Genomic DNA, 23665 nt, shown 5'->3' on the forward strand with positions numbered 1-23665 from the left:
CCACCCCCGATGCGTCAGCTCCAGGTGCGGTCCCAGGAGTACTCGTTGTCCCAACGGTCGGTCGGCTCCCAGATGCCGGTGACGCCCGGCTGCAGGTGCTCGCGCAGCAGCTCGTCGTTGAGATCGTCGATGCCGAGGCCGGGCTTGTCCGAGACGGTGATGAAGCCATCCTTGACGATCGGCTTGGGCAGGCCGAGCTGGATGTCGTCCCACCACGGCACTTCCACCGTGTGATACTCGAGCGCGAGGAAGTTCTCGGTGGCGACCGCGACATGGGCGGCGGCCATCGCGGCGATCGGGCTCTCGGCCATGTGGATGGCCATGGCGATGCCGTGGTCCTGCGCCGCGTCGCCGATCTTCTTGGTCTCGAGGATGCCGCCCGAGGTCAACAGGTCCGGGTGGATGACCGAGATGCCGGCGTTGAACAGCGGCTCGAAGCCTTCCTTCAGATAGATGTCCTCGCCGGTGCAGATCGGCACCGAGGTTGACTGCTGCAGTTGGCGGTACTGCTCGGTATGCTGCCAGGGGATCACGTCCTCGAGCCAGGCCGGGGTGTACTTCTCGATGCGCTGGGCGAGGCGGATGCCGTCCTGCAGCGAGATGTGGCCAAGATGGTCGATGGCGAGCGGAATCTCGGGCCCGATGACCTCGCGGACTTCGGCGATGTACTGCTCGAGCAGCTCGAGGCCCTTCTCGGAAAAGTGCAGGCCCGTGAACGGGTGCATGACGTTCTGCGCGTCGTAGACGAGGTTGCGCTTCTTCCGGCCCTCGAGCGTGCGCGGCGAGGAATCGCCGGCATGGTGGCGGAAGGCGTCGAGCACGCCGGCCGGGCCGACGACGGCGCCCGGAACGTCCGCGATCTGCATCAGGCCGAGGTCCATCTTGAGGAAGGTGAACCCCAGGTCCATGCGCTCCTTGAGGCGCCTGCCGGTCTCGGCGCCGCTCGGCTTTTCCGCGTCGGTGTCGCAATAGACGCGCACCTTGTCGCGGAACTTGCCGCCCAGCATCTGGTAGATCGGCACGCCATAGGCCTTGCCGGCAATGTCCCACAGCGCGATCTCGATGGCCGAGACACCGCCGCCCTGGCGGCCATGGCCGCCGAACTGCTTGATGCGCCGGAACAGCCGGTCGATGTCGAGCGGGTTCTCGCCGAGGAGACGGCTCTTGAGCATCAGCGCATAGGTGGCGCTGGCGCCGTCGCGCACTTCGCCGAAGCCGACAATGCCCTGGTTGGTGTAGATCTTGAGGAGCGCCGAGGTGAACGGGGCGCCGACGATCTCGGCGACGCGGATGTCGGTGATGCGCAGTTCGCTCGGCCGTGAGGCCGTGCGGACATTGCCTTCGATCCGCTCGTTCGCTGTCAGGTTGTCAAGTTCAAGCGTCACTACCCTCTCCTCCTCGAAATGGCTGACTGAAAAATGGATTGCGCGATCAGCGCCGTGTGGTGCCGTTGCGCTGCGCCACGCCCATCTGCTCGATGATGTGCCGGCCCGAGCCTTCGACGTGGCGGGCGACGACCGCAGCGGCGGCCTCGGCATCCTGGGCGCGGATGCAGGCGATGAGTTCGCGGTGTTCGCGTAGCACGGAGACGCGCCGGCTGAGCGAGGTGGGGAAGCGCCGGCTGATGGCGCGCAGAATCTCGCGATGCTTCCACCACAGTTCGGCCGCGTGCCGGTTGTAGTGCCGGTCGTAGATGAACTGGTGGAAGCGCGTGTCGAGTATCCCGTGCCGGGTCCGGTCGGTGAAGTTGTTGGCCTCGATCTCGGCCTGGATCGCCTCGAGCTCGTCGATGTCGGAGTCGCCGGCGATGGAGACGAACCAGCGCGTCAGCGCTGCCTCGATCAGCATCTCGATCTCGATGATGTCGCGCACGAAATCGGCGTCGATCGGCCGGACGCGGGCGCCGCGATTGGGCTCCATGAGCACGAACCCCTCGCCGCGCAGCTGCTGCAGCGCTTCGCGGATGGGGTTGGTCGAGGTCTGGTAGCGCTCGGCGAGGTCTGCGACCTTCAGCCGCTCATTGGGCTCGAGACGCCCGGAGACGATGTCCTCGCGGATCATCTCGTAGACGGAACCGTGCTGCTCGAGCGTCTCCTCGGGCTTGTCCGGTATGTCGGTCACCTCACTCATTGCACCTGTTTATGCATGTTTTTTGGGCAAGCCAAGTCCGATTGCACGCTATCTTTCAGAAATAATGTACAACTTTGGTGATGTTGACATACATGACGTTGTCTGGAACTGTGCCATACCAGTTGGGAGTGCCGACAGCAGGCCGGTTCCCGAGCACCGTAACAGCGCAAGCTGTGGGGCGACGTTGCGAGGGCCGGATGGCCCGGGCGCGCTCAGATTTTTTGGAGGAGGATTCCTGAATGCCTACTTCGCGTCATCGCGAGAAGCGTGCCCGCCGTTTGCTCGGGCTTTCGATCGCCGCCCTGAGCGCAGCGAGCATGGTGGCGAGCACTGCCACCGCGACCTACGCGCAGTCGGTTGATCTGTCCAAGTGGTCGCCCGAGTACGTCAAGTCGATCGCCGGCACCAAGCAGTTCGACGCTGCCAAGGATTGCGGCGCGGTCGTGCCGAACGACTACACCGGTTCCGTCAGCTACTGGTACACCGGGCCGTTCGAAGCCGATCCGGCGATCGCGCATGAGCAGGACAAGGCGTTCTGGGAGGCCTTCAAGGCCGCCTATCCGAACATCACGACCGACGTTCAGTCGATCACCTACAACGAACTGCTCGACAAGTTCCGCACCTCGCTGCTCGGCAACTCGGCCCCGGCCGTCATCCGCCTGCAGATCCTGGGCGGCGTCGAGTTCGCCGCCAAGGGCTACCTGCAGCCGCTGAAGCCGGAAGATGTCGGCTACACCGCTGCCGATTTCTGGCCCGGCGCGCTGAAGTCCGTGACCTATGAGGGCGTCAGCTACGGCCTGCCGACCAACAACGAAACCATGGCGATGATCTGGAACGCCAAGGTGTTCAAGGATGCCGGCCTCGATCCGGAAAATCCGCCGGCCACCTGGGACGACGTCGTCACCTATTCCAAGACCATCAACGAAAAGCTCGGCATCCCGGGCTACGGCCTCGTGGCCAAGCAGAACGCCGGCAACACGCCGTTCCGCTTCATGCCGCAGATGTGGGCCTATGGTGGCGGCGCGCTGGACGAAGCCTCGGCCGAGCCCGGCTACAAGGATGTCTGGATCAACAATGCCGGCTCCAAGGCTGCGCTCCAGGCTGCCTACCAGATGTATGCCGTGGACAAGTCGGTCCCGACTTCCGCGCTGACCAACACGCAGGGTGAAAACCAGGCGCCGTTCATCGCCGGCAAGCTCGGCATGATGATCGCCCACCCGGCCGAATACGCCAAGATGACCGACCTCGCCTCCAAGGCGACCGGTGCCGACAAGGCAGCGGCCGACGAAGTGGTGGCCAACATGCGCTATGGCCTGATCCCGGCCGGTCCGGACGGCAAGCGCGCCGTGGTGTTCGGCGGTTCGAACATCCACGTCGTCAAGCCCGAGTTCGTGCAGGGCGGCAAGGTGGACGAGCAGGCCGTCAAGGCTCTGATCTGCTTCTGGAACAGCCCGGAATGGTCGACCAGGCTCGCCTGGGTCGGCTCCAACCCCGGCAACATCAATGGCTTCCTGACCGACGCCATGAAGGAACGCCTGGACACCATCAAGTTCCTCGACGTCACCACCTCGATGTTGCCCAACGGCATCCCGTTCCCGGTGATCCCGCAGGCTCCGGAAATCATGAACATCATCGTTCCGGACATGCTGCAGAACGCTCTCACCGGCAACATGACGGTCGACCAGGCGGCCGATGATGCGGCTGCCAAGGTGCAGGCCATCGTCGACGGCGGCGGCGGCATCTGATCGCCTGATCCATCTGATCTCGGACCGGCGGCATCGCCGCCGGTCTCTTATTCTCACCAACTAGGGTATGCGCTGTGAGCACCGTTCAGGGACAAGCCATCTTCCGCGACGTGCCCGAGCCCAAGCGCGTCGGCCTTCGCCAGAAGGTCTGGAACAGCCGGTTCGACTATCTGTATGTGGCGCCGGCGATCATCGTGATGCTGATCGTCATCGGCTACCCGATCTACTACACGATCGAGCTGAGCTTCTTTAACACGCCGGCGAGCCTGGCGCTCAGCGCCAAGCAGTTCAACGGCCTCGACAACTACGTCACCATCCTGACCAGCCCGATCTTCTGGAAGGTCACCTGGCAGACGGTCGTGTGGACCGTGGTCTCCACCTTCTTCGCTTTCATGATCGGCCTCGGCGCCGCGCTTGCCCTGCATCGCGAGTTCGCCGGCCGCGGGGTCCTGCGCGCAATCCTGCTCATTCCGTGGGTGGTGAGCGCCGTGGCGGCCTCGTATGTGTGGAAGTGGCTCTATCACTCCGACTTCGGCGCCATCAGCGCGATGCTGACGCAGGTCGGCCTCGTCGACAAGCCGATCAACTTCATCGACAACACCAGCACCTCGCTCTACGCGCTGATCGTCGTGAACGTGTGGAAGGAATTCTCCTTCGCCATGATCATGCTGATGGCGGGCCTGCAGACGGTGCCCGATACGCTGCTGCGCGCTGCGCAGGTCGATGGTGCGAGCCCGTGGCAGCGCTTCTGGCACGTCACGTTCCCGCATCTTCGCGGCGTGTCGATGGTCACCCTGCTGCTGCTCGCGGTGCAGAACTTCAACTCCTTCATCATCCCCTGGATCATGACCGGCGGCGGCCCGGCCGGCTCGTCGGACATCTGGATCACCCATATCTACCAGCTCGCCTTCGGGCGGCAGCGCTGGGGCGTCGCCTCGGCCTATGCGGTGATCCTGTTCATCGTGATGATGGTGCTCGGCTACTTCTATGTCCGTGCATTGACCAAGGGCGACGACGCGAGGGCCGCCACATGACCGCAATAACCGAAGCTGCGGTGACGCAACGCAAGGGCGCCGGCGGCTGGCGCTGGAGCGGACGGATCTTCCTCCTTCTGCTGCTCGGCTTCACCGTGATGCCGATGATCTGGATGTTCATCACCTCGCTGAAGACGGGTTTTGCCGCCATGCAATACCCGCCGCAGTGGTGGCCGTCCGAGCCGACGCTCGAGAACTACTGGCGCCTGATCGATCCGTCGGGCAGCGTCGGCCGCGACTTCGTGCAGTATTTCCTGAACAGCGTGTGGGTTTCGACCCTCACGACCATCCTCGCGGTGGTGGTAGCGGTGCCGGCGGCCTATGCGTTCTCGCGCTTCCGCTTCCCCGGCCGCACCTTCCTGTTCTTTGCGGTGCTGCTCAGGAACATGTTCCCGGCCGTGGTCTTCCTCGTGCCGCTGTTCATCCTGATGAAGGCGCTCGGGCTGGTGAACACCCACGGCTCGCTGATCCTCACCTACCTGACGTTCGGCCTGCCGCTCGCCATCTGGCTGCTCAAGGGGTTCTACGACAACATCCCGGTGCAGCTCGAACAGGCGGCCCGCATCGACGGCGCGACGCGCTTCCAGGCGTTCTTCCTGATCGTCATGCCGCTGTCGACGCCGGGCATCATCGCCACCTCGATCTACAGCTTCATCGGCGCCTGGAACGAGTACATCTACGCCTACACGTTCCTGACCCGGCACGATCAGATGACCCTGCCGGTCGGCATCCAGCGCTTCTTCTCGGAGAACGCCACGGATTGGCCGGGGCTGATGGCGGCCACCTTCATGATGAGCATCCCCGTCGTGGTGCTGTTCCTCGTCCTGCAACGCTACTTCGTGCGTGCCCTGACCGAGGGCGCCGTGAAGCACTAGTGCGCTCCGAGGAGCGCGACCAAACAAGACCCAGAGCGGTTCGACGAACCGCTCCTGCCTATGGAAAGCTAAGTTTATGGCTCAGGTTGTCCTCAAAGACGTGGTGAAGAATTACGGCGACGTCTATGCCGTGAACCACGTGTCACTGACCGTCGAGGACGGGGAGTTCGTCGCACTGGTCGGCCCTTCGGGCTGCGGCAAGACCACGACGCTCAATCTCGTCGCCGGCCTCATTCCGATGTCGGGCGGCACGATCAGCATCGGCGACCGCGACGTCACCGATCTCGATCCGAAGGACCGGGACATCGCCATGGTGTTCCAGAACTACGCGCTCTATCCGCAGAAGTCGGTCTACAAGAACCTCGCCTTCCCGCTGCAGATGCGCAAGCTCCCCAAGGACGAGATCGACAAGCGCGTCCAGGCCGCGGCCAAGACGCTCGATATCGTCCACCTGCTGGAGCGCAAGCCGCGCGAGCTTTCGGGCGGCCAGCAGCAGCGCGTTGCCCTCGGCCGTGCGCTCGTGCGCGAGCCGCGCGCCTTCCTGATGGACGAGCCGCTGTCGAACCTCGACGCCAAGCTGCGCGTGCAGATGCGTTCGGAGATCAAGCGCTTCCACCAGGACCTCAACGCCACCATCATCTATGTGACGCACGACCAGCTCGAGGCCGTCACCATGTCCGACAAGATGGCGGTGATGAACGGCGGGTTCCTGCAGCAGTACGACAGCCCGGCCAACGTCTTCGCCAACCCGGTGAACATGTTCGTCGCCAGCTTCGTCGGCTCGCCGGCAATGAGCCTCGTGCCGCTGACCGCGGTGACCAAGGGGACCGACGTCGTCCTCGCCAGCCCCGAGGGCTGGGAACTGCCGCTGAACGCCGCCAACGCCAAGAAGGCGCTGAGCGCCAAGTCGAACAAGGTGGTGCTGGGTGGCCGTCACTCGACCATCAAGGTGCACAAGGCGCAGGTGCCGGGCTCGGTGCCGGGCAAGGTCTACACGGTCGAGCCGACCGGCGACGTCACCTTCGCCCAGGTCTTCGTTTCGGGCGCCGTGGTCAATGTCAGCGTCGATCCGACCTTCCTGCTTCGGCCGGACGAGCCGGTGTTCATCGAGTTCGACCAGAACCGCATGCACCTGTTCGACGGCGAAACCGAAATGGCGCTGAAGCTGGCGGACTGACGATCCCATCTGTTTGAAGTCGCGCGGCTCCCTTCTCCCTTGAGGAGAGGGACAGGGGGTTGGGGACGCGCGGCTCCTGTCGTGCCTGCTGCACTCCTCTCTCCCTAAACCCTCCCCTCAGGGCGGAGGGAGGCAATGGTCAGTGGACATCAAATGAAGATCAAGGAAATCAAGGTCATCGTCTGCTCCCCGGGGCGCAACTTCGTCACGGTGAAGGTGATCACCGACGAAGGCGTCTACGGCATCGGCGATGGCACGGTGAACGGCCGCGAACTGGCGGTTGTCTCGTACCTGCAGGACCACATCGCGCCGACGCTGATCGGCAAGGACCCGCTCCGCACCGAGGACATCTGGCAGTATCTCTACAAGGGCGCCTACTGGCGCCGCGGCCCGATCACCATGGCCGCCATCGCCGCCATCGACATGGCGCTGTGGGACATCAAGGCCAAGGTTGCCAACATGCCGCTCTACCAGCTGCTCGGCGGCCGGTCGCGCGACAAGGTGATGGTCTACAAGCACGTCGGCGGCCTCGACATCAGCGAAGTGACCGAAGGCGTCATCCGGATGCGCGAGCAGGGGCTCGACGCCATCCGCGCCCAGGTCTCGATCCCCGGCCTGCCGCCGATCTACGGCACCGGCCCCTCCACCGACCAGGCCGCCGGCGGCATGATCAAGCCGATGGTGACCGAGGAAGTCTGGGCGACGCACAAGTACCTGCCGCTGGTGCCCAAGCTGTTCGACAAGCTTCGCGACGCCGTCGGCTGGGACGTGCACCTCTTGCACGACGTGCATCACCGCCTGACCCCGATCGAGGCAGCGCGGCTGGGCAAGGACCTCGAGCCTTACCGCCTGTTCTGGCTCGAGGACGCGATCCCCGCCGAGCTCCAGGAAGGCTTCCGCATCATCCGCCAGCACACCACGCAGCCCTTGGCCGTGGGCGAGGTGTTCAACTCGATCTACGACACCACGACGCTGATTTCCGAGCAGCTGATCGACTACATCCGCGTCACGGCCGTGCATGCGGGTGGCGTCACCGGCATCAAGAAGATCTTCGACTACGCCTCGATCTACCACGTGAAGTCGGCCTGCCACGGCCCGATGGACATGTCGCCCGCCACCATGGGCGCCAATATCCACGTCGACACCGCGATCTCGAACTTCGGCATCCAGGAGTTCACCGGCTACACCAAGGAGACGTACGACGTCTTCAAGTGCGACTGGCGCTATGACCGCGGCTACCTCTACCCCAACGAGACGCCCGGCCACGGCACCGATATCGATGAAGAGCTGGCGGCCAAGTACCCCTATGCCGCCGCCTACCTGCCGGTCGCCCGGCTGGAAGACGGCTCGATGACCAGCTGGTGAGGGCCACCCCATGAAGATCACTGCAATCAAGCCCTTCCCCGTCTGGGTCGGGCATCGCAATCAGCTGATCGTCAAGATCGAGACCGACGAGGGCATTTTCGGCTGGGGCGAGAGCGGCCTGTCGGGCCGCGAGAAGGCAGTGGTGGGTGCCCTCGAGCACTATGCCCAGTTCCTCGTCGGCAAGGACCCGTTCCGCATCGGCGCCATCTGGCAGGAGCTCTACCGCAGCCAGTATTTCGAGGGCGGCCGCGTGCTGCTCGCCGCCCAGTCGGCCATCGACATCGCGCTCCATGACATCAAGGGCAAGGCGCTCGGCGTTCCCGTCTACGAACTCCTCGGCGGCAAGCACCGCGAGTTCATCCCGACCTTCGCCTCGACCGGCGCCATCACCGAGAGCGGTGACGAGACGATCGAGGAAGCCAAGAAACTCATCGCCCGCGGCTGGTCCACCATCCGCTTCTTCCCCGCCGCCTGGAATGATGCGTCCGGGATCTTCGAGCCGCGCGAGAGCGTGGGCAAGACCGCGAAGTTCCTGATCCGGGCGCGCAAGGAGTTGGGCGAGGACGTGGTGCTCGGCATCGACTACCACCACCGCCTGTCGGTCGCCGAGACGGCGAGCTTCTGCCAGAAGATGCCGTCGGGCACGATCGACTTCCTCGAGGAGCCGATCCGCGACGAGACGCCCGAAGCCTACGAGTCGCTGCGCACGCTGACGGACGTGCAGTTCGCCATCGGCGAGGAGTTTGCCTCGAAGTGGCAGTTCCTGCCCTACATCGAGCGCGGCATCCACCAGTACAACCGGCTCGACCTCTGCAATGTCGGCGGCTTCACCGAGGCGATGAAGGTCGCCGGCTGGAGTGAGGCGCACTATGTCGACCTGATGCCGCACAACCCGCTGGGTCCGATCTGCACGGCGGCGACGATCCATTTCTCGGCTGCGACGCCCAACTTCTTCGCGCTCGAAGTGCGCGCCAACGCCACCGACCTTTATGCCGGCACGCCCACAGCGGACCTGTTCCCTGAGATGCCGATGCTCGATGGCGCCGTGTTCCAGGTGCCCAACGGGCCCGGCCTCGGCATCGAGGTCAACGAGAAGATGCTGGAAAAAGACAGTTTCAAATTCTGGGAGGCACCGCACCTGCGCCGTCGCGACGGTTCGGTCACCAACTGGTAAAGCCACATCTCATTTTGGAGGAGACACATATGGTCCACGTCATGCAAAGCCCGATCCCGGCGTTCAAGCGTCCGAGCAAGGACATCATCGCCGCGCTGAAGGATATCGGCACCGCCACCGTCGCCGGCTCGCTCGGCCATTCCGGCTTCCGCAACCCGCACATGATCGGCCCGGTCAGCCAGTACAAGGGCAAGTCGATCGTCGGCACGGCGCTGACGCTGCAGTTCATGCCGCAGCGCCCCGACCTGTTCAGCGAGGGCGAGTATTCGGATCCCGAAAAGCAGCTGCACCGCCACGTGCTCTACGAAGTCGAGGAGAACGACGTGGTCGTGGTCGACGCGCGCGGCGACCTGAGCTCGGGCGTGTTCGGCGACATGATGTCGACCTACTTCAAGGGCCGCAAGGGCGCCGGCATCGTCATCGACGGCGTGATGCGCGACAAGCCCAATGTCGACAAGCTCGACCTCGCCATCTGGATGCGCGGCTGGACCCCGAACTACCACGTTCAGGTCTCGATCTGGCCGTCGGCGGTGAACGTGCCGATCTCCTGCGGCGGCGTCATGGTCATCCCGGGCGACATCATCATGGCCGATGACGACGGCGTCGTGGTGCTGCCGCAGTCGATGGCCGAAAAGGTCATCGAGGATTCCAAGAAGCACGCCGAGTGGGAAGTGTTCAGCCGCGAGAAGCTGACGGCCGGTGAATCGCTCCGCCGCTACTACCCGCTGCACCCCGATGCCGAGGAAGAGTACCAGGCCTGGCGCAAGGCCAAGGGCCTGCCGCCCAGCCCGAGCCACTGAGGCAGCAAGAGAGACTCCGGAAAAGGGCGCCCCAGTGGCGCCCTTTGCTTTTGGTGGGCGGCGCTAGCTCGGCTGCTGCACGAGATCGAAGACGTATCGCGCGCGATCAATGGCGAGGAACTGGGGCACGGCATCGAGCGAGGGTGTCCAGCCCGCAAGACTGTTGCGGCCCTGCAGAATGGGCTCCGGCGCACCGAACCGGATGGTGCCTCGGCCATCGGCGCGCTCGCTGAGGTCGATCGCCGGCAGCTTCGCGCGATCAACGGCCGTGAATCGTCCGGGCGGTGCGGCGCGCATGACGAGCACGCGCCGATCCGTGACGGCATACTGCGTCCTGCTGCGCAGCCAGGCGTCGAGCAGGAACCTGCCGACAACGAAGTAGAGCCCGGCAACGATGAACAGGACGCCGAACAGCGCGAAGAAGTCGGGCGCTCCGTAGTTCGAGGCCAGCATCGTCCAGTAGATGGAGAAGCCGAGGAAGACGAGGCTGGAGGGGATCAGCAGGGCGTCGCGTCGTGTGAGCAGCAGTCCCTGCGCCGGGCGCCCTTCCCACAGGATGTGCTCCCCGGCGAGCAGGCGCCCCTGAATGTATCTGTCGTCCACACCAAAGCCCCCAATGGTGGGCGAGTGTTGCACCATGGGAGAGGGGAGTTCAACGGCAGCCCCGTTCTTGACAGATCGACCCGTCGCGATACTGGTATACTAGATCAACAAGAATGGTACGTTCGATGCGGCTCAAGGAAATCCTGGTCCTTCACCATAGCCACCTCGACGTGGGCTATACCCATAGCCAGCCGGTGGTCTGGGAGCTGCATCGGGAGTACATCGACCAGGCGCTGGAGCTGCTCGAACAGACCGCCGACTGGCCGGAGGCGGTTCGTCCGAAATGGACCTGCGAGGTGACGGCGCCGGTCACCCGGTGGCTCGAGACGGCCAGTGCCGGGGACCAGGAGCGGTTCCATCGCTTCGTACGGGACGGGCGGTTGGCGATCGGGGCGCTGCAGTACAACCTCACGCCGCTCAACTCGGTGGAGCAGCTGGCGCGGCAGCTGGCGCCGATCGGTGGTTTGCGGGAGCGCTTCGGGGCGCGGATCAACACGGCCCTGCAGCATGACGTGACCGGCGTTCCCTGGCCGCTGGCCGACCTGCTGCTCGATAACGGCGTCGAGCTGCTGATCATGGCGGTGAACCGCCACCTCGGTGGCATCGTCACGCCGCGCCCGGGTGTGTTCCGCTGGCAGACGCCGGACGGGCGCGAGCTCAGGGTGATGAACGGCAATCACTACACCATGTTCGACCAGATCCTCCTGACCTGGGAGCGCTCGCTCGACGCCATGGAGCGCGGGCTCGGTCAGTATGTCGAGCACCTCGACCAGATCGGCTACCCGCACGACTTCCTCTACCTCACGACGACCGCGCCGCCCGAGATGTGGGATAACGCACCGCCCAATCCGGCCGTCGCCAAGCTGATCCGGCAATGGAACGAGGCCGGACGCGAGCCGCCGATCCGCTACGTCACCAGCGAGGACCTGGCGGAGCGGATCAAGGCGATCCCCGCGGCCGAGTTGCCGCTGCTGTCGGGCGACTGGACCGACTACTGGAATTTCGGCTGCGCCAGCACGGCGGCGGACGTTGCGCGGTCGCGCGCCGCCAAGCGGATGCTGTCGACGGCCCGAACGTTACGGAGTGAGCCGCCGGCGCCCGCCGTCCAACGGGTGGAGGAGCGTGCCCGCGACCTGCTCGATCTGTTCGACGAACACACCTGGGGCTATTGGGACACGCTCGGGCAAACCGAAGCCGGCGCGATCCAGGACCGGCTGAAGGCCGCGCCGGCGATCGAGGCAGGGGAGTTGGCGCGCTACGTCCTCGTCGACCAGCTCGACGCCACGGCCGGCAACCCTGCGCATTCCGAAGTCGCCCCGGACCACGTCGTGTTCGCCAATCCGTCGCCGGTTGAACGCCGGGAGTATGTCGAGGTGCCCAGGGACTGGCGGAGGCCCGGACCGCGGCTGCGGGCGGAGCGGCTGAAATCGGAGCCGCTGGGCGCGACGGATGTCTGCGGTCCGCTCGAGGTTCCGGCGCACGGCGTGCTGCGCGTGCCGTTGGCGGAACTGGTGCCCGCTGCGGACGATCCGGCCGTGTGGCACGAGGATCGCCGCGCCGCCGAGACGGTGCAGGCGTTCAACAATGCGCTCCTGAGCAATGCCCGCAAGGGCGATGCGGTAATCGAGTCGCCTGCGCACCGGCTGACCTACGATCCGTCGAACGGACGAATCCTCGGTCTCTTCGACAAGGCGCTTGGCTGGGATGTCGTCCCGGCGGGCGGCGCGTATGAGCTGTTCGACTTCGTGCGCGAGCGTCCCGATGCGCTGGTCGATGGCAGCCGCAACGCCTACTACGAGCGCAATCTCGATTGGGAGAAGATCGACCGCTCGTGCTGGAAGCCGTGGCGCGCCGTGCGGGAACGGGCAACCCGGCTGGTCGAGTGCGGCGTCACGCGTACCGCTGGAAGCGTCACGCTGGAGCGGCGCTTCGCGGCGCCGGGGACCAACGGGCTGACGCAGCGGATCACGCTCAGGGCCGATACCCCGGTCATCGCCATCGAGTGCGAGATCGACAAGCTCGCCGATGCCGAGCCCGAGGCCATCTACTTCGTGCTGCCGCTCAACCTCGCGGAGGGCTGGCGCTGCCATTTCGATACGGCGGGCCTGCCGGTCGAACTGGATGCCGAGCAACTGCCTGGCGCGTGCCGCAACTGGTTCACGGCGGAGTCGTTCATGGCGATCCATAACGGGGAGCGCGGCGCGACGCTGTTCTGCCCGGATGCGCCGATGGGCATGGCAGGCGGCTTCCACTTCGGTCCGCCGCTCGAGGCGATCCCGCGCGACGCCGATCCGCTGCTGCTGGCCTGGCCGATGAACAATTACTGGAACACGAACTTCCCGCTGGTCCAGTCCGGCCGGCACACGTTCCGCTACGGGCTCCAGACCCATGCCGGCTTCGATGCGCAGCGGGCGCTGGACGCGGCTTCGGCCTTCGCCAACCCGATCATCGCCCACCCGGGATTTTCGCGGAACGAGCGCTGATCGCTGCGGGGAGTGGGGAGGCGGTTGCCCGCCTCCCGCGATAACGTCAGGCCTTGCCGAGGAACTCGGCCATCCTGATCAGGCCCTGCATGTAGCCGATGGCGTGCGAGCGGCCGCGGTGGTTCCAGTCGCTGTCGCCGTCCATCTTGGGGACGTGGTCGTCGAGGAGGAACCCGTCGAAGCCGTTCTTGGCGAGGAGCACGATGACCTCGGCCGGGTCGAAATTGCCGTCGCCGATGAAGCACTCGACGAAGTTCGGGACCGAGCCCTTCACGTCGCGGAAGTGGATGTAGGAGATGCGGCCCTTGGGGGCGAAGTACTCGATCATCTCGTTGACGTTGGCCTTGCCGCCTTCCATCTCCGAGCAGCAGCCGAGGCAGAGGTCGAGCGACCAGGCTTCCGAGCGGCCGACGAGGTCGTAGGCCTTCTTGAAGTTCTCGGGCTTGTAGAAGAGGCGGGCGACGCCGCCCAGCATCGGCACCGGCGGATCGTCGGGGTGCAGGGCGAGCTTCAGGCCCTCCTCCTCGGCGACCGGCAGCACGGCCTTCATGAAGTACTCGTAGTTGCTCCACATCTGCTCTTCGGTGATCAGCGGGCCGTCCTTGCCGAACAGCGGCATCGAGGAGGCGCGGCCGAGCGTCGTCGGCATGAACGAGCGGAGCAGTTCGAGATTGTCGATGTTGGCTTCGACCACGGCCATGTCGAACTGGCGGGCGACGGCGCCGCCGCGGGTCGCGGCGTCACGCTTGGTGGTCCAGACCGAGTTGGGCATGAAGTGGAGGCCGAGCACCGGGATGCCGGCGCGGGCGACGGCGCGGATCGTCGCCTGGTAGTTCTCGATCTGCTCGTCGCGGCCGTCGAGGCCCATCATCGCCTTGTGGTAGAAATGCGTCGGGACGTTTTCGATCGCCTCGAACTTGAGGCCGGCGGCTTCCACCTGGTCGACCAGTGCGCGAACGTCCTTCTGCTCCCAGCGGCTGTCGCCGGGGAGCGTGGGATTGTTCATCTGCAACCCGGTGGCGCCGATCTGCGCCGCAAAGCGGAGCCTTTCCTCGCTCAGCTCGTGGAACTGGCCTACCGCAACCCTGATACCCATCGTTCTCTTTCCAATTCTCGAAGTCAGTTCGTTGTTTTCACTGAGTTATCCCCGCGAAAGCGGGGATACCCGTCTCGTGGTCGCTGTCCACACGCACCGACGGCGATAGGGACGCGCGTACTGAGGTCATCCCTTCACGCTGCCCTCGGTCATGCCCGCCACCATGAAGCGCTGGGCGACGAAATAGAGGATCATCAGCGGCACCGACGAGATGGCGGCGCCCGCCATCAGCGGCCCCCATGGGAGCACGTCGGAGGTGATGAGATAGTTGAGGGCGAGCGGCGCGGTGCGCACACTTTCCGAGGTGGTGAGGACGAGCGCGAACAGCAGCTCGTTCCAGGCGCCGGTGAAGGTGAAGATGGCGACGGCGGCGAGGCCGGGGGCCGAGAGCGGCAGCGTGATCCTGAGCAGCGCGCCGAAGCGGGTCAGCCCGTCGATCATCCCCTGTTCCTCAAGCTCGCGCGGCACGCCGCGGAAATAGCCCTGCAGCAGCCAGGTCGAGAGCGGCAGCGAGAAGGTGAGGTAGACGAGGATGAGGCCCTGCAGCGAGTTGCCGAGCTTGAGCTGCGCCATGACGATCGACAGCGGAATGAACAGCAGCGAGCCGGGGGTGAGGTAGGCGAAGAGGATCAGCCGGCCGATCACGCCGCGGAAGCGGTAGCGGAAGCGCACCATCGAATAGGCGGCGAACGACGAGATGACCACCGAGATCACCGTGACGGTCGAGGCGACGATGAAGCTGTTGCGGATGGATAGCAGGAACTGCCCGTCGGCGAGGAGCTTGGAGAAGTTGTCGAGCGTGAAGGTCTTCGGCCACAGGGACGGGACGCGATAGATCTCGCGCGGCAGCTTCAGCGAAGTGACGATCATCCAGTAGATCGGGAACAGGACGAGGATCACCGCGATGATCAGAAGCGCGTAGCTGATCACGCGGCCGGTGATGAAGCGGCGGCGCGCCGAGGCGTTGGCATTGATCGGCGCCGCACTGGCGACTTCAGCGAGGCTGGCCATTATTCCTCCCTCCGCATCATCAGCGAAGTGGCAAAGAGCACGAGAATGGACAGCACCGGCAGCATGTAGACCGAGACGGCTGCCGCCTCGCCGATGCGCTGCGTCTGCATGCCGAAATAGGCGAGCACCGGGAACACCATGGTGGCGTCGGACGGGCCGCCGGCAGTGAGCAGCCAGACGTGCTCGAAGCCGTTGGCAGTCCAGATCGAGCTCAGCAGCGTCGTGACGATGATGACCGGCAGGATCGACGGGATGGTGACGTTCCAGAACCGCTGCCAGGTGTTGGCGCCGTCGACGATCGCCGCCTCGTAGAGTTCCTTGGGCACCGATTGGAGGGCCGCGAGGATCGAGATGAACCAGAACGGGAAGCCGCGCCACACCGAGGCGATGATCACCGAGGCCATCGCGGTCTGGCGGGTGCCGAGGAAGTCGATGACCTCGGGGTAGAGCCCGGTCTGGGTCAGGATGAGATTAATGCCGCCGCCGATCGGCTGGTACAGCACGCGCCAGGTGAGGAAGGCGACGAAGGCCGGCATGGCCCAGGGCAGCATCAGGAACGAACGGAAGATGCCGCGGCCGGGGAGGTTCTGGTGCACCAGCAGCGCGAGGCCGAGGCCGATCACCAGCTTCAGCACGTCCGAGACGAGGACGATGGTGATGGTGTTCCAGATCGCGCTCCAGAAGGTGGAGGTTCCGGCGAGATACTCGAAGTTCTTGAAGCCGACGAACTGGCCGGTGCTGCCGACCACCATGTCGGTGAACGACACCCAGATGGCGAACAGGAACGGATAGGCGACGAGGCCGAGGATCAGCAGCACCACCGGCGCGACGAGCGCGTAGGCGAAGAGTTTTAGGCGGAAACCGCCGCCGAAGCGGCGTCTCACAGGGCCGGTTTCGACTGTCATCTCGTGGTGCCCGCCTGCCTTCTCCCCTTGTGGGAGAAGGTGGCGCGAAGCGCCGGATGAGGGGTCCCGCAACCGGAGGTTGCGCGATTGGAGCGGAGCGACGAGCGAGGGCGTGTGCTGAAGCAACCCCTCATCCGCCCTTCGGGCACCTTCTCCCACAAGGGGAGAAGGCACTCAGCCTCGTCATTCGTGGCCATCGAAAATGCCATCCAAAAACACCCGCGGATGGTCCCGGGAGAGACCATCCGCGGCAGGGAGGAATTCAGGTCAGTACTTGTCGTAGATCGCCTGGCCTTGGGTCTGTGCTTCGGCGATCGCCTTGTCGAAGTCCCAGCCATCCACCACCACGCGCTGGGCGAGCTTGGGGATGAGGAAGTTGGAGCCGAAATCGGCGAAGGCGGCGTTGTTGACGTCCGGGTAGGCCGGGGCCGTGCCGTTCTTGGCGAGGCCGAGCAGGCCGACGAGGATGGTGTTGGTGCCATCGAACGCCTGCAGCTTTTCCTGGTTCGCCAGCACCGGGCCATAGATCGCCACGTTGAAGTAGGCGTTCATGAACTCGGGCGAGGACAGGTGCTCGAGCAGCGCCCTGGCTTCGTCCTGCACCGGGCTCCCCTTAGTGATGGCACGCAGCTGCACGTCGATCGGCGAGATGATGCCCTTCGGCCCGCCCGGCAGCGGCGAGAAGGCGCTGGCTTCGAACAGCTCCGGATCGTCCTTGCGTGCGGCGATACCGACCGAACCGGTATTGGCGATGAAACCGGCCTGGCCCGACAGGTAGGCCTGGTTGTCGCCGGCGCCGTCCCAGGTGGTGTTGCCGGGCGAGAACAGGCCCTTGTCCCAGGCGTTCTTGAGCCAGGTGAGCCACAGGCGGGTTTCGGGCGAGTCGATCGTCACCTTCTTGCCCGCGTCATCGGCGATGCGGCCGCCGAACGACTGCAGCACCGCGACCTGGAGGTTCGCGTCGCCGACATTGGAGAGCGCGAGGCCGAGGCCCGAGACCGGGGCCTTGTTGATGGCTTCGGCCTGCGTCACCAGTTCGTCCCAGGTCTTGGGCGCCTCGGTGAAGCCGGCGGGCTCGAGCAGGTCCTTTCGGCGCAGCAGCAGGTTGCCGTTGACGCCGAACGGAATGCCGACGCGGGCGATGCCACCGTCAGCGGTGAGGTCGGACGCGGTATCGGGACCGGCGAACCAGCCGCCCTGCGCGTCGCCGATCTTCTTGTAGAGGTCGCCGACATCGGAGAACTGGCTCTGCCGCGCCAGCAGGCGGGCGAGGCCGAGCCCCATGTCGAGGGCATCGGGCATGGTGTTGGACGACACCGCCGCCGAGACCTTCTGGGTGGTCTCGTTCTGGTTGATCATCACCACTTCGGTGGCGACGCCGTTGTCGGCGCCCCAGGCGTTGATCGTGTCGGCGAGGAGCTTGTTAGCGTCGTCCGAGAAGATCAGCCCGCCCCAGTAGGTGAGCTTCTTGCCCTGCGCGATGGCGGGCATCGGGAAGCCGCTTGCGGCGGCGACGGCGAGGCCGCTGGCGGCCGTTGCCAATACGCGACGACGCGACCAACCGCGCTGGTTGTTCTTGATTTCGGTCATGCTCTCCTCCGTGAGCTCCTGCTATCCCCTGGCGGGAAGGCCGGCACGGCGCAGCGGGACGGCCCGACGGGCCGCCGTCATCCGATACGTCGTACTGCTCCTCCGCGCCGCTCCCTTTCGCGGGCCACACCGAGAGGCGCAGCCACGCTCAGTCCCGTAGTCCGACGCTTTAAATATATTTATTATTCTGAATAAGAGCGTATTCTGCGGTTCAAACAGCTGTCAATGCGTCGCTAATAGGAGAAATGGATGAGAGGTGAAATCGAGAACGCCGGGTACCAGGCGTTCTTCGGTGCCTTGATCGAGGGTCGGCTGAAGCTCGGCCAGACCCTGACGCAGGAAGAATTGTGCCAGGTGGTGGGCCTGTCGCTCTCGCCCATGCGCGAGACGACGACGCTGCTCGAGGCCGAGGGGCTGATCACCGTCCGCCGCAAGGTCGGCATCACCATTTTCTATCCGGACGTGAAGTTCGTCGGGAACTGCTTCCAGTTCCGCGGCGTGCTCGAACGCGAGGGGCTGCGCAAGTTCGCGCAGACCGTGACGGCCGGCTGGATCGAGGCCATGCGCGGCGAGCATCTCGGGATCATCGACTTCGTCCGCAAGGTCAACGACATGGAGCGCTACCGCGTCCCGGTGAAGCTGCTCGAGCGCAAGTTCCACGACACCTTCGTCGACGCCTTCGAGAACGACCAGATCAGCGTCAACTATGCCCGGCTGACCCAGAAGATGTACCTGCTGCGCCTGCACAACCTCAACGCCGTGGGACCGGCCCAGACCGTCACGTCGATGGAGGAGCACCTCGCCATCCTCGACGGGCTGGCGGCCGGTGATGTCGAGGGCGCCATCGACGCGCTCGACCTCCACCTGCAGGGCGTGCTGCACCGGGTCCTGACGGCCTAGACGGCGTCTCCGGTCGGGCTTTCGACGCCGCGGCGGACGTTGGTCTCGTGGTCGTGGAGGACCACGAGGACGGCGGCGACGAGCCCGCCGAGCAATCCGGCGAGGAACCCGATCGCCATGCTGTCCCCGATCTCCATGAGCCGGCCGATGCCGCTGGCCGCAAGGCCCGCTGCGACAGCCGTGACGAACGCGCCGACCCAGACCGAGAGCGGCGGATGGCGCTCGCGATCGTCCAGAAAGAATCTCGGCAGCGAGCTGCCTACGAAGCGGCGCAACAGGATCTCGGCAGCGATGCCACAGAAGGCGGCGACGATGCCGACCGAGGCGCGGCCCGCGTCCGTATCGTCGAAGATCGCGCCGACAAGCGTGCCGACCAGCGTCGAGATGATGACGGCGGCGAGAATGTAGAAGGTGACTTCGTAACTGGCCTTCGGACGATCCGGCATTTCGCACTCCGATCACTCACGGCCCGAGCGGGAGCGTAGCGCGGGCGGGGGAGGCGGGCAATGCCGGGCTGGTGTCCGCCACCGCCCCCTCCGCCGCCCCCCTCCGCAGGTCGCATTTCGACGCCCGTTGACTCCATTTCCGCTTCGAGCTTAGCCTGTACCTAATGTGAAACGCTCGTTCCAGATGCGGAACGCACGGCGGGCGGTGGAGGAGAGATCCGATGGGGAACGCGGCCGCAGCGCCCGTGCTCGAGGCGCGCAATATCGCGCGGCATTTCGGCGCCGTGACGGCGCTGGCCGATGCCTCGCTGCAACTCTATCCGCGTGAAGTCGTCGGCCTCGTCGGCGACAATGGCGCCGGCAAGTCGACACTGCTGAAGATCCTTTCCGGCATCGTCGCGCCCTCAGCCGGCGAGATCGTCATCGACGGCCGGCCGGTGGTGCTGAAGCGGGCGCAGGACGCCATGGATGCGGGGATCGAGACGGTCTACCAGGACCTCGCCCTCGTTGACACCATGTCGGCCTACCAGAACGTCTACCTCGGCCGCGAGGAGCTTTCGGCCAACCCGCTGAAGCGCTTCTTCAACCTCGTCGACGACCGCCGGATGCGCGAACGCGCCCGCGAGGTGCTGGACGCGCTGCAGGTGAAGATCCCCTCGATCAATGTGTCGGTGAAGGGCATGTCGGGCGGCCAGCGCCAGTGCCTCGCCATTGCCCGGGCCCTGCTCTGGGGCCGCCGCATCGTCATCCTCGACGAGCCGACCGCGGCGCTCGGCGTGCGCGAGACCGGGCAGGTGCTCGAGGTCATCCGCGACCTCCGGAAGCACGACGTCTCGGTGATCATCGTCAGCCACAACATGCAGCAGCTGATGAGCGTCGCCGACCGCATCACGGTGATGCGGCTCGGCCGCTCGATCGCGACACGCACCGTCAAGGACACCGAGGTCAACGAGATCGTCGGTCTGATTACCGGCGCCATCCCGGGCGACTCGCCCGAGGCGCGCGCCGCTGAGGTTGCGGCCTGAGCCATGCGCTCCGGCCGCCGGAAGACGTTACCGCATATTCTAGGGAGGAGACCTATGTTGCGTAACACGACCACCCGTACCCTCGCCATGATGGCGCTGTCGGTCCCGGCCATTCTGGGCCTCGCCGGCGTCGCCGAGGCGCAGGACAAGTTCAAGCTCGGCATGGCGGTGGGTGGCAACACCTGCTGCGAGTGGATGAAGTCGCAGGGCGACGTGGCCCGCGCCCTTGCCGAGAAGGAAGGCTGGGACTATGTCGAGCTTTCCAACAACAACGACCCGGCCACGGCGCTGAAGAACGCGCAGATCTTCGTGCAGGAAGGGGTCGACGCGGTCATCCAGTTCAACGGCCAGCCCTCGTCCAACCCGGCGATCTCGGCCGTCATGAAGCAGGCCGGCGTCCCCATCGTCACCTACGACATCGCCGATCCCGGCATGTACTTCGTCGGCATCGACAACCTGGCGGCCGGCATTGCCGGCGGCGAGGGCCTGGGCGCCATCGTCAAGGAGAAGTGGGCCTGCAACCCCGACCTCGTCATCTCGGCTGAAGGCGCTGCCGCCGGCATCGTCAACGAGTGGCGCACGGGCGGCATGCGCACCGGCCTGAAGAACGTCTGCCCGGATATCCCGGCCGAGAAGTGGGTGAGCTTCGAGAGCCAGGGTGACGCCGCCGTCGGCCTGCCCGCGGCCCGCGACCTGCTCGCCGCGCATCCCGATGCCAAGAAGATCGCCGTGGTCGGTTTGAACGATGGCGGCGTACTGGCGCTGATCAATGCCGCCGAGCAGCTCGGCCGCGCCGATGAAGTGATCGGCTGGGGCCAGGACGGCGCCTTCATCACCGGCGACAACGTCAACCCGCACCTCGCCGGCTCGGTGTTCTACTTCCTCGAGGGCTACGCCGTGTACGCCATCAAGGACGTGATCAAGCCGATCGCCGAGGGCAAGGAAGTGCCGCTGAAGGCCGATGCCGGCGACCCGGCCTCGAAGGTCCAGCCATGCCCGGTCACCGCCGAGCAGGCCAAGGCCGTGCCCGACATGGCCGAACGCGTGAAGCAGCTGCTCGCCGCGCCGGCCGGGACCACCGAGTACGAGCTGTTCTGCCCCAACAAGGGCTGAGCCTCACGAGATAGCTGGCGCCCAGACCGCCGCAGCTATCGCCCCCTCTCCCCTCAGGGGAGAGGGTTGGGGTGAGGGGTGCAGCCTCTCGATAAGCGCTCGCTGCGCCGCTTCACCCTTCATCCGGCGCTTCGCGCCACCTTCTCCCCTGAGGGGAGAAGGGACAGACTGCCAGATTGTAACGAGCCGAACGCCATGTCCTTCAACCAAGCCATCGAGACCGCGCCGCCGGCCGTACCGTTAACGGTCCGTTTCGGCGGCTGGGGCACCGGACTGATGCTGCTCGCCGTGTGGCTGCTGCTCATCGCGGCCACCAGCCTCTACCGCCCCGACTTCTTCTCGCACCAGACGGTGCTGGCGGTGACCTTCACGATGGCCGTGGTCGGCGTCCTTGCCATCGGGCAGGGCATCGTCGCCATGTCGGGCGGCTTCATCGACCTGAGCCAGCCGGCCAACATGATCCTTGCGAGCCTCGTTGCCGTCCGGCTTTCGGAAGCCGGCATGCCGCTCGCCGTGGTGATCGTCGGCGCGATCCTTGCCGGCATGCTCTGGGGCGCGTTCAACGCCGCGATCATCGTCTTTGGCAAGCTCAACCCGGTGATCGTCACGCTCGCCACCAACTTCATCGGGCTTGCGGCGCTCTTTCTCGTCTTCCAGCTCGCCGAGGTGCCGATCGGCAGCGAGATCTATCATTTCGGCCGCGCCAGCTTCCTCGGCCTGCCCGCCATCTTCTGGCCCATGCTGGCGCTGGTGCTGGTCGTCGGCTTCCTCGTGCCGCGCACCCGATACGGCCGCCGCATGATCGCGGTCGGCGGCAACCGCGCCGCTGCCAAGGCGCGCGGCATCTCGCTCAAGGCGACGCGCTTTGCCACCTTCATGGCGGCAGGCGGCTTTGTCGGCTTCGCGGCGGTCCTGTTCGCGGCGACCGCCGGGCCGTTCAATCCCGGCTCGGCCAACACGCTCCAGCTCAACATCATCGCCGGGGTGATCCTTGCCGGCATCTCGCTCGCCGGTGGGCGCGGCAATTTCTGGATGCTGCTGCTCTCGGTCGGGTTCCTTTCGACCATTCCGACTTCGCTGGTCTTTTTCGGGCTGAGCTCGGACACCCAGTCGATCTTCCAGGGCTTCATCCTCGTCATCGCCGTCGCCATCGACGGCTGGCGCGCACGGAGGGCTACGCCATGACCGACGTCACCGCCGCCCCAGCCAGGCGCCCGGGCCTCAGCGAGGACTGGCGCGCCGCGCTTACCGGCTCGGTCGCCTCGATCACGCTGACCTTCATCGTCGTCGTCGCCATCGGCTGGTTCTGGGTCGGGCCGAAGTTCCTGAGCTTCGGCAACATCTCGATCATCGGCACCTTCGTCATCGTGCCGCTGATCGTCGGCGCCTTCGCGGGCTTTGCCCTGCTCTCCGGCGTCGTCGATCTCTCGATCGGCTCGATGGTCGGCTTCTCGTCGGCGCTGTTCGCGCTGCTGCTGTCGCTGGGCTGGGACCCGGCGAGTGCCGGCGCGGTGACGCTGCTCGCATGCCTCTGCTTCGGCGGCATCAACGCCATCGCCATTGTCGGGTTCGGCGCCGAGCCGATCGCGGCGACGCTCGGCATGCTGGTGGCGCTGCGCGGCATCGCCTGGGTGCTGCTCGGCTCGCAGGGCTCGATCTTTGCCTTCAACCTCGACATGTTCAACCTCGTGAGCACGACCGTCGGCGGCCTGCCGCTGTTCTTCCTTCTCGCCATCGCGCTGACGCTGGTCGCGGCGCTGGTCGTCACCAAAACTCGGGTCGGCCGGCACATCCGGGCCGTCGGCGGCGATGACAAGGCGGCGGCCCGCGCCGGCATTTCGGTGAAGAAGGTGCGCGTCGCGGCGCTGCTGCTCTCGGCCTTCGGCGCCGGCCTCGGTGGTATCGTCTATGCCGCCCAGCTCGGCTCGGCGGCGCGGGCCACCGGCTTCGGGCTCGAGTTCCAGGTCTATGCCGCGCTGATGATCGGCGGGTACTCGATCCTGCGCGGCGGCGTCGGCAACCCGATCGGCGGGGCGCTCGGCCTGCTCGCCGTGGCCGGGGTTTCCAACATCCTCGATCTCAAGGCCATCAGCCCGTACTTCGTGAACATCATTGTCGGCCTGTTGCTGCTTGCCGCCGTGCTGCTCGACCGCATCCGTGGCGGCGACGCCTACGAATAATCCTGAACCATTA

21 protein-coding genes are annotated in these 23665 nt (G+C 65.6%); 13 read left to right on the top strand and 8 right to left on the bottom strand.

Annotated features, from left to right (window positions below; translation table 11 throughout):
* Positions 1 to 14: 14 nt before the first annotated feature.
* On the bottom strand, positions 15 to 1364 hold the full coding sequence (locus PRN20_RS03055) for a mandelate racemase/muconate lactonizing enzyme family protein (RefSeq protein WP_273956765.1): 1350 nt from the start codon (positions 1362 to 1364) through the stop codon (positions 15 to 17).
* A 67-nt stretch (positions 1365 to 1431) separates the two neighbouring features.
* Positions 1432 to 2130, bottom strand: a complete 699-nt coding sequence (locus tag PRN20_RS03060) for a GntR family transcriptional regulator (RefSeq protein WP_273955583.1) — start codon at positions 2128 to 2130, stop codon at positions 1432 to 1434.
* A gap of 317 nt (positions 2131 to 2447) precedes the next feature.
* Between PRN20_RS03060 and PRN20_RS03065 the strand changes: the two genes are divergently transcribed.
* The 7 genes from PRN20_RS03065 (at position 2448) to PRN20_RS03095 (ending at position 10300) form a co-directional block, all read left to right on the top strand.
* Positions 2448 to 3875, top strand: coding sequence for an extracellular solute-binding protein (locus PRN20_RS03065; protein WP_273956766.1), 1428 nt, complete (start codon positions 2448 to 2450; stop codon positions 3873 to 3875).
* Positions 3876 to 3949: 74 nt separating this feature from the next.
* Positions 3950 to 4909 (top strand): carbohydrate ABC transporter permease, encoded by a 960-nt coding sequence (locus tag PRN20_RS03070; RefSeq protein WP_273955584.1) that lies wholly within the window; start codon positions 3950 to 3952, stop codon positions 4907 to 4909.
* Complete coding sequence (locus PRN20_RS03075) at positions 4906 to 5784, top strand: carbohydrate ABC transporter permease (RefSeq protein WP_273955585.1); 879 nt, start codon at positions 4906 to 4908, stop codon at positions 5782 to 5784. Before PRN20_RS03070 ends, PRN20_RS03075 begins: the two co-directional genes overlap by 4 nt.
* Before the next feature lie 76 nt (positions 5785 to 5860).
* Entirely contained in the window at positions 5861 to 6961 is a 1101-nt protein-coding gene (locus PRN20_RS03080) for an ABC transporter ATP-binding protein (RefSeq protein WP_273955586.1), read from the top strand.
* A 153-nt stretch (positions 6962 to 7114) separates the two neighbouring features.
* A complete protein-coding gene (manD, locus tag PRN20_RS03085; protein ID WP_273955587.1) occupies positions 7115 to 8326 on the top strand; it encodes a D-mannonate dehydratase ManD in 1212 nt (403 codons plus the stop codon).
* Positions 8327 to 8336: 10 nt separating this feature from the next.
* Positions 8337 to 9500, top strand: coding sequence for a mandelate racemase/muconate lactonizing enzyme family protein (locus tag PRN20_RS03090; RefSeq protein WP_273955588.1), 1164 nt, complete (start codon positions 8337 to 8339; stop codon positions 9498 to 9500).
* A gap of 29 nt (positions 9501 to 9529) precedes the next feature.
* Complete coding sequence (locus tag PRN20_RS03095) at positions 9530 to 10300, top strand: ribonuclease activity regulator RraA (protein WP_273955589.1); 771 nt, start codon at positions 9530 to 9532, stop codon at positions 10298 to 10300.
* A gap of 63 nt (positions 10301 to 10363) precedes the next feature.
* On the opposite strand, the gene PRN20_RS03100 is transcribed toward PRN20_RS03095, so the two are convergent.
* Positions 10364 to 10903: a PH domain-containing protein gene (locus PRN20_RS03100; protein WP_273955590.1), complete on the bottom strand. Its 540-nt coding sequence runs from the start codon at positions 10901 to 10903 to the stop codon at positions 10364 to 10366.
* Positions 10904 to 11016: 113 nt separating this feature from the next.
* On the opposite strand from PRN20_RS03100, the gene PRN20_RS03105 reads away from it, so the two are divergent.
* Positions 11017 to 13386 (top strand): hypothetical protein, encoded by a 2370-nt coding sequence (locus tag PRN20_RS03105; protein WP_273955591.1) that lies wholly within the window; start codon positions 11017 to 11019, stop codon positions 13384 to 13386.
* Between the two features lie 46 nt (positions 13387 to 13432).
* On the opposite strand, the gene PRN20_RS03110 is transcribed toward PRN20_RS03105, so the two are convergent.
* From PRN20_RS03110 to PRN20_RS03125, 4 genes are all read right to left on the bottom strand, one after another.
* Positions 13433 to 14482, bottom strand: a complete 1050-nt coding sequence (locus PRN20_RS03110; protein ID WP_273955592.1) for a mannonate dehydratase — start codon at positions 14480 to 14482, stop codon at positions 13433 to 13435.
* A gap of 126 nt (positions 14483 to 14608) precedes the next feature.
* On the bottom strand, positions 14609 to 15493 hold the full coding sequence (locus PRN20_RS03115) for a carbohydrate ABC transporter permease (RefSeq protein ID WP_273955593.1): 885 nt from the start codon (positions 15491 to 15493) through the stop codon (positions 14609 to 14611).
* Positions 15493 to 16398: a carbohydrate ABC transporter permease gene (locus PRN20_RS03120; RefSeq protein ID WP_273955594.1), complete on the bottom strand. Its 906-nt coding sequence runs from the start codon at positions 16396 to 16398 to the stop codon at positions 15493 to 15495. The genes PRN20_RS03115 and PRN20_RS03120 overlap by 1 nt, the downstream gene beginning before the upstream one ends.
* A 267-nt stretch (positions 16399 to 16665) precedes the next feature.
* Positions 16666 to 17988, bottom strand: coding sequence for an ABC transporter substrate-binding protein (locus PRN20_RS03125; RefSeq protein WP_273955595.1), 1323 nt, complete (start codon positions 17986 to 17988; stop codon positions 16666 to 16668).
* Between the two features lie 249 nt (positions 17989 to 18237).
* Here PRN20_RS03125 and PRN20_RS03130 point away from each other — a divergent pair, with 249 nt between their 5' ends.
* Positions 18238 to 18888: a GntR family transcriptional regulator gene (locus PRN20_RS03130; protein ID WP_273955596.1), complete on the top strand. Its 651-nt coding sequence runs from the start codon at positions 18238 to 18240 to the stop codon at positions 18886 to 18888.
* Here PRN20_RS03130 and PRN20_RS03135 read toward each other — a convergent pair.
* Positions 18885 to 19334, bottom strand: a complete 450-nt coding sequence (locus PRN20_RS03135; protein WP_273955597.1) for a hypothetical protein — start codon at positions 19332 to 19334, stop codon at positions 18885 to 18887. The genes PRN20_RS03130 and PRN20_RS03135 overlap by 4 nt on opposite strands.
* A 221-nt stretch (positions 19335 to 19555) precedes the next feature.
* On the opposite strand from PRN20_RS03135, the gene PRN20_RS03140 reads away from it, so the two are divergent.
* The 4 genes from PRN20_RS03140 (at position 19556) to PRN20_RS03155 (ending at position 23652) form a co-directional block, all read left to right on the top strand.
* Positions 19556 to 20359 carry an ATP-binding cassette domain-containing protein gene (locus tag PRN20_RS03140; protein ID WP_273955598.1) on the top strand — a complete coding sequence of 268 codons (804 nt, stop codon included), beginning with the start codon at positions 19556 to 19558 and terminating at the stop codon, positions 20357 to 20359.
* A 54-nt stretch (positions 20360 to 20413) separates the two neighbouring features.
* Positions 20414 to 21472 (top strand): sugar ABC transporter substrate-binding protein, encoded by a 1059-nt coding sequence (locus tag PRN20_RS03145; RefSeq protein ID WP_273955599.1) that lies wholly within the window; start codon positions 20414 to 20416, stop codon positions 21470 to 21472.
* Positions 21473 to 21667: 195 nt separating this feature from the next.
* Positions 21668 to 22657, top strand: a complete 990-nt coding sequence (locus tag PRN20_RS03150; RefSeq protein ID WP_273955600.1) for an ABC transporter permease — start codon at positions 21668 to 21670, stop codon at positions 22655 to 22657.
* Positions 22654 to 23652: an ABC transporter permease gene (locus tag PRN20_RS03155; RefSeq protein ID WP_273955601.1), complete on the top strand. Its 999-nt coding sequence runs from the start codon at positions 22654 to 22656 to the stop codon at positions 23650 to 23652. Before PRN20_RS03150 ends, PRN20_RS03155 begins: the two co-directional genes overlap by 4 nt.
* The last annotated feature ends 13 nt before the right edge of the window (positions 23653 to 23665 follow it).

The sequence above is a fragment of the Devosia sp. ZB163 genome (genome assembly GCF_028613635.1).
Lineage (GTDB): Bacteria > Pseudomonadota > Alphaproteobacteria > Rhizobiales > Devosiaceae > Devosia_A.

Bases quoted from the DNA above. Each gene is read 5' to 3' on its own strand.
- PRN20_RS03060 (WP_273955583.1), bottom strand. From the start codon at position 2,130: ATGAGTGAGGTGACCGACATACCGGACAAGCCCGAGGAGACGCTCGAG.
- PRN20_RS03065 (WP_273956766.1), top strand. From the start codon at position 2,448: ATGGTGGCGAGCACTGCCACCGCGACCTACGCGCAGTCGGTTGATCTG.
- PRN20_RS03075 (WP_273955585.1), top strand. From the start codon at position 4,906: ATGACCGCAATAACCGAAGCTGCGGTGACGCAACGCAAGGGCGCCGGC.
- PRN20_RS03080 (WP_273955586.1), top strand. From the start codon at position 5,861: ATGGCTCAGGTTGTCCTCAAAGACGTGGTGAAGAATTACGGCGACGTC.
- manD (WP_273955587.1), top strand. From the start codon at position 7,115: ATGAAGATCAAGGAAATCAAGGTCATCGTCTGCTCCCCGGGGCGCAAC.
- PRN20_RS03090 (WP_273955588.1), top strand. From the start codon at position 8,337: ATGAAGATCACTGCAATCAAGCCCTTCCCCGTCTGGGTCGGGCATCGC.
- PRN20_RS03095 (WP_273955589.1), top strand. From the start codon at position 9,530: ATGGTCCACGTCATGCAAAGCCCGATCCCGGCGTTCAAGCGTCCGAGC.
- PRN20_RS03105 (WP_273955591.1), top strand. From the start codon at position 11,017: ATGGTACGTTCGATGCGGCTCAAGGAAATCCTGGTCCTTCACCATAGC.
- PRN20_RS03110 (WP_273955592.1), bottom strand. From the start codon at position 14,482: ATGGGTATCAGGGTTGCGGTAGGCCAGTTCCACGAGCTGAGCGAGGAA.
- PRN20_RS03115 (WP_273955593.1), bottom strand. From the start codon at position 15,493: ATGGCCAGCCTCGCTGAAGTCGCCAGTGCGGCGCCGATCAATGCCAAC.
- PRN20_RS03120 (WP_273955594.1), bottom strand. From the start codon at position 16,398: ATGACAGTCGAAACCGGCCCTGTGAGACGCCGCTTCGGCGGCGGTTTC.
- PRN20_RS03125 (WP_273955595.1), bottom strand. From the start codon at position 17,988: ATGACCGAAATCAAGAACAACCAGCGCGGTTGGTCGCGTCGTCGCGTA.
- PRN20_RS03130 (WP_273955596.1), top strand. From the start codon at position 18,238: ATGAGAGGTGAAATCGAGAACGCCGGGTACCAGGCGTTCTTCGGTGCC.
- PRN20_RS03135 (WP_273955597.1), bottom strand. From the start codon at position 19,334: ATGCCGGATCGTCCGAAGGCCAGTTACGAAGTCACCTTCTACATTCTC.
- PRN20_RS03140 (WP_273955598.1), top strand. From the start codon at position 19,556: ATGGGGAACGCGGCCGCAGCGCCCGTGCTCGAGGCGCGCAATATCGCG.
- PRN20_RS03145 (WP_273955599.1), top strand. From the start codon at position 20,414: ATGTTGCGTAACACGACCACCCGTACCCTCGCCATGATGGCGCTGTCG.
- PRN20_RS03150 (WP_273955600.1), top strand. From the start codon at position 21,668: ATGTCCTTCAACCAAGCCATCGAGACCGCGCCGCCGGCCGTACCGTTA.
- PRN20_RS03155 (WP_273955601.1), top strand. From the start codon at position 22,654: ATGACCGACGTCACCGCCGCCCCAGCCAGGCGCCCGGGCCTCAGCGAG.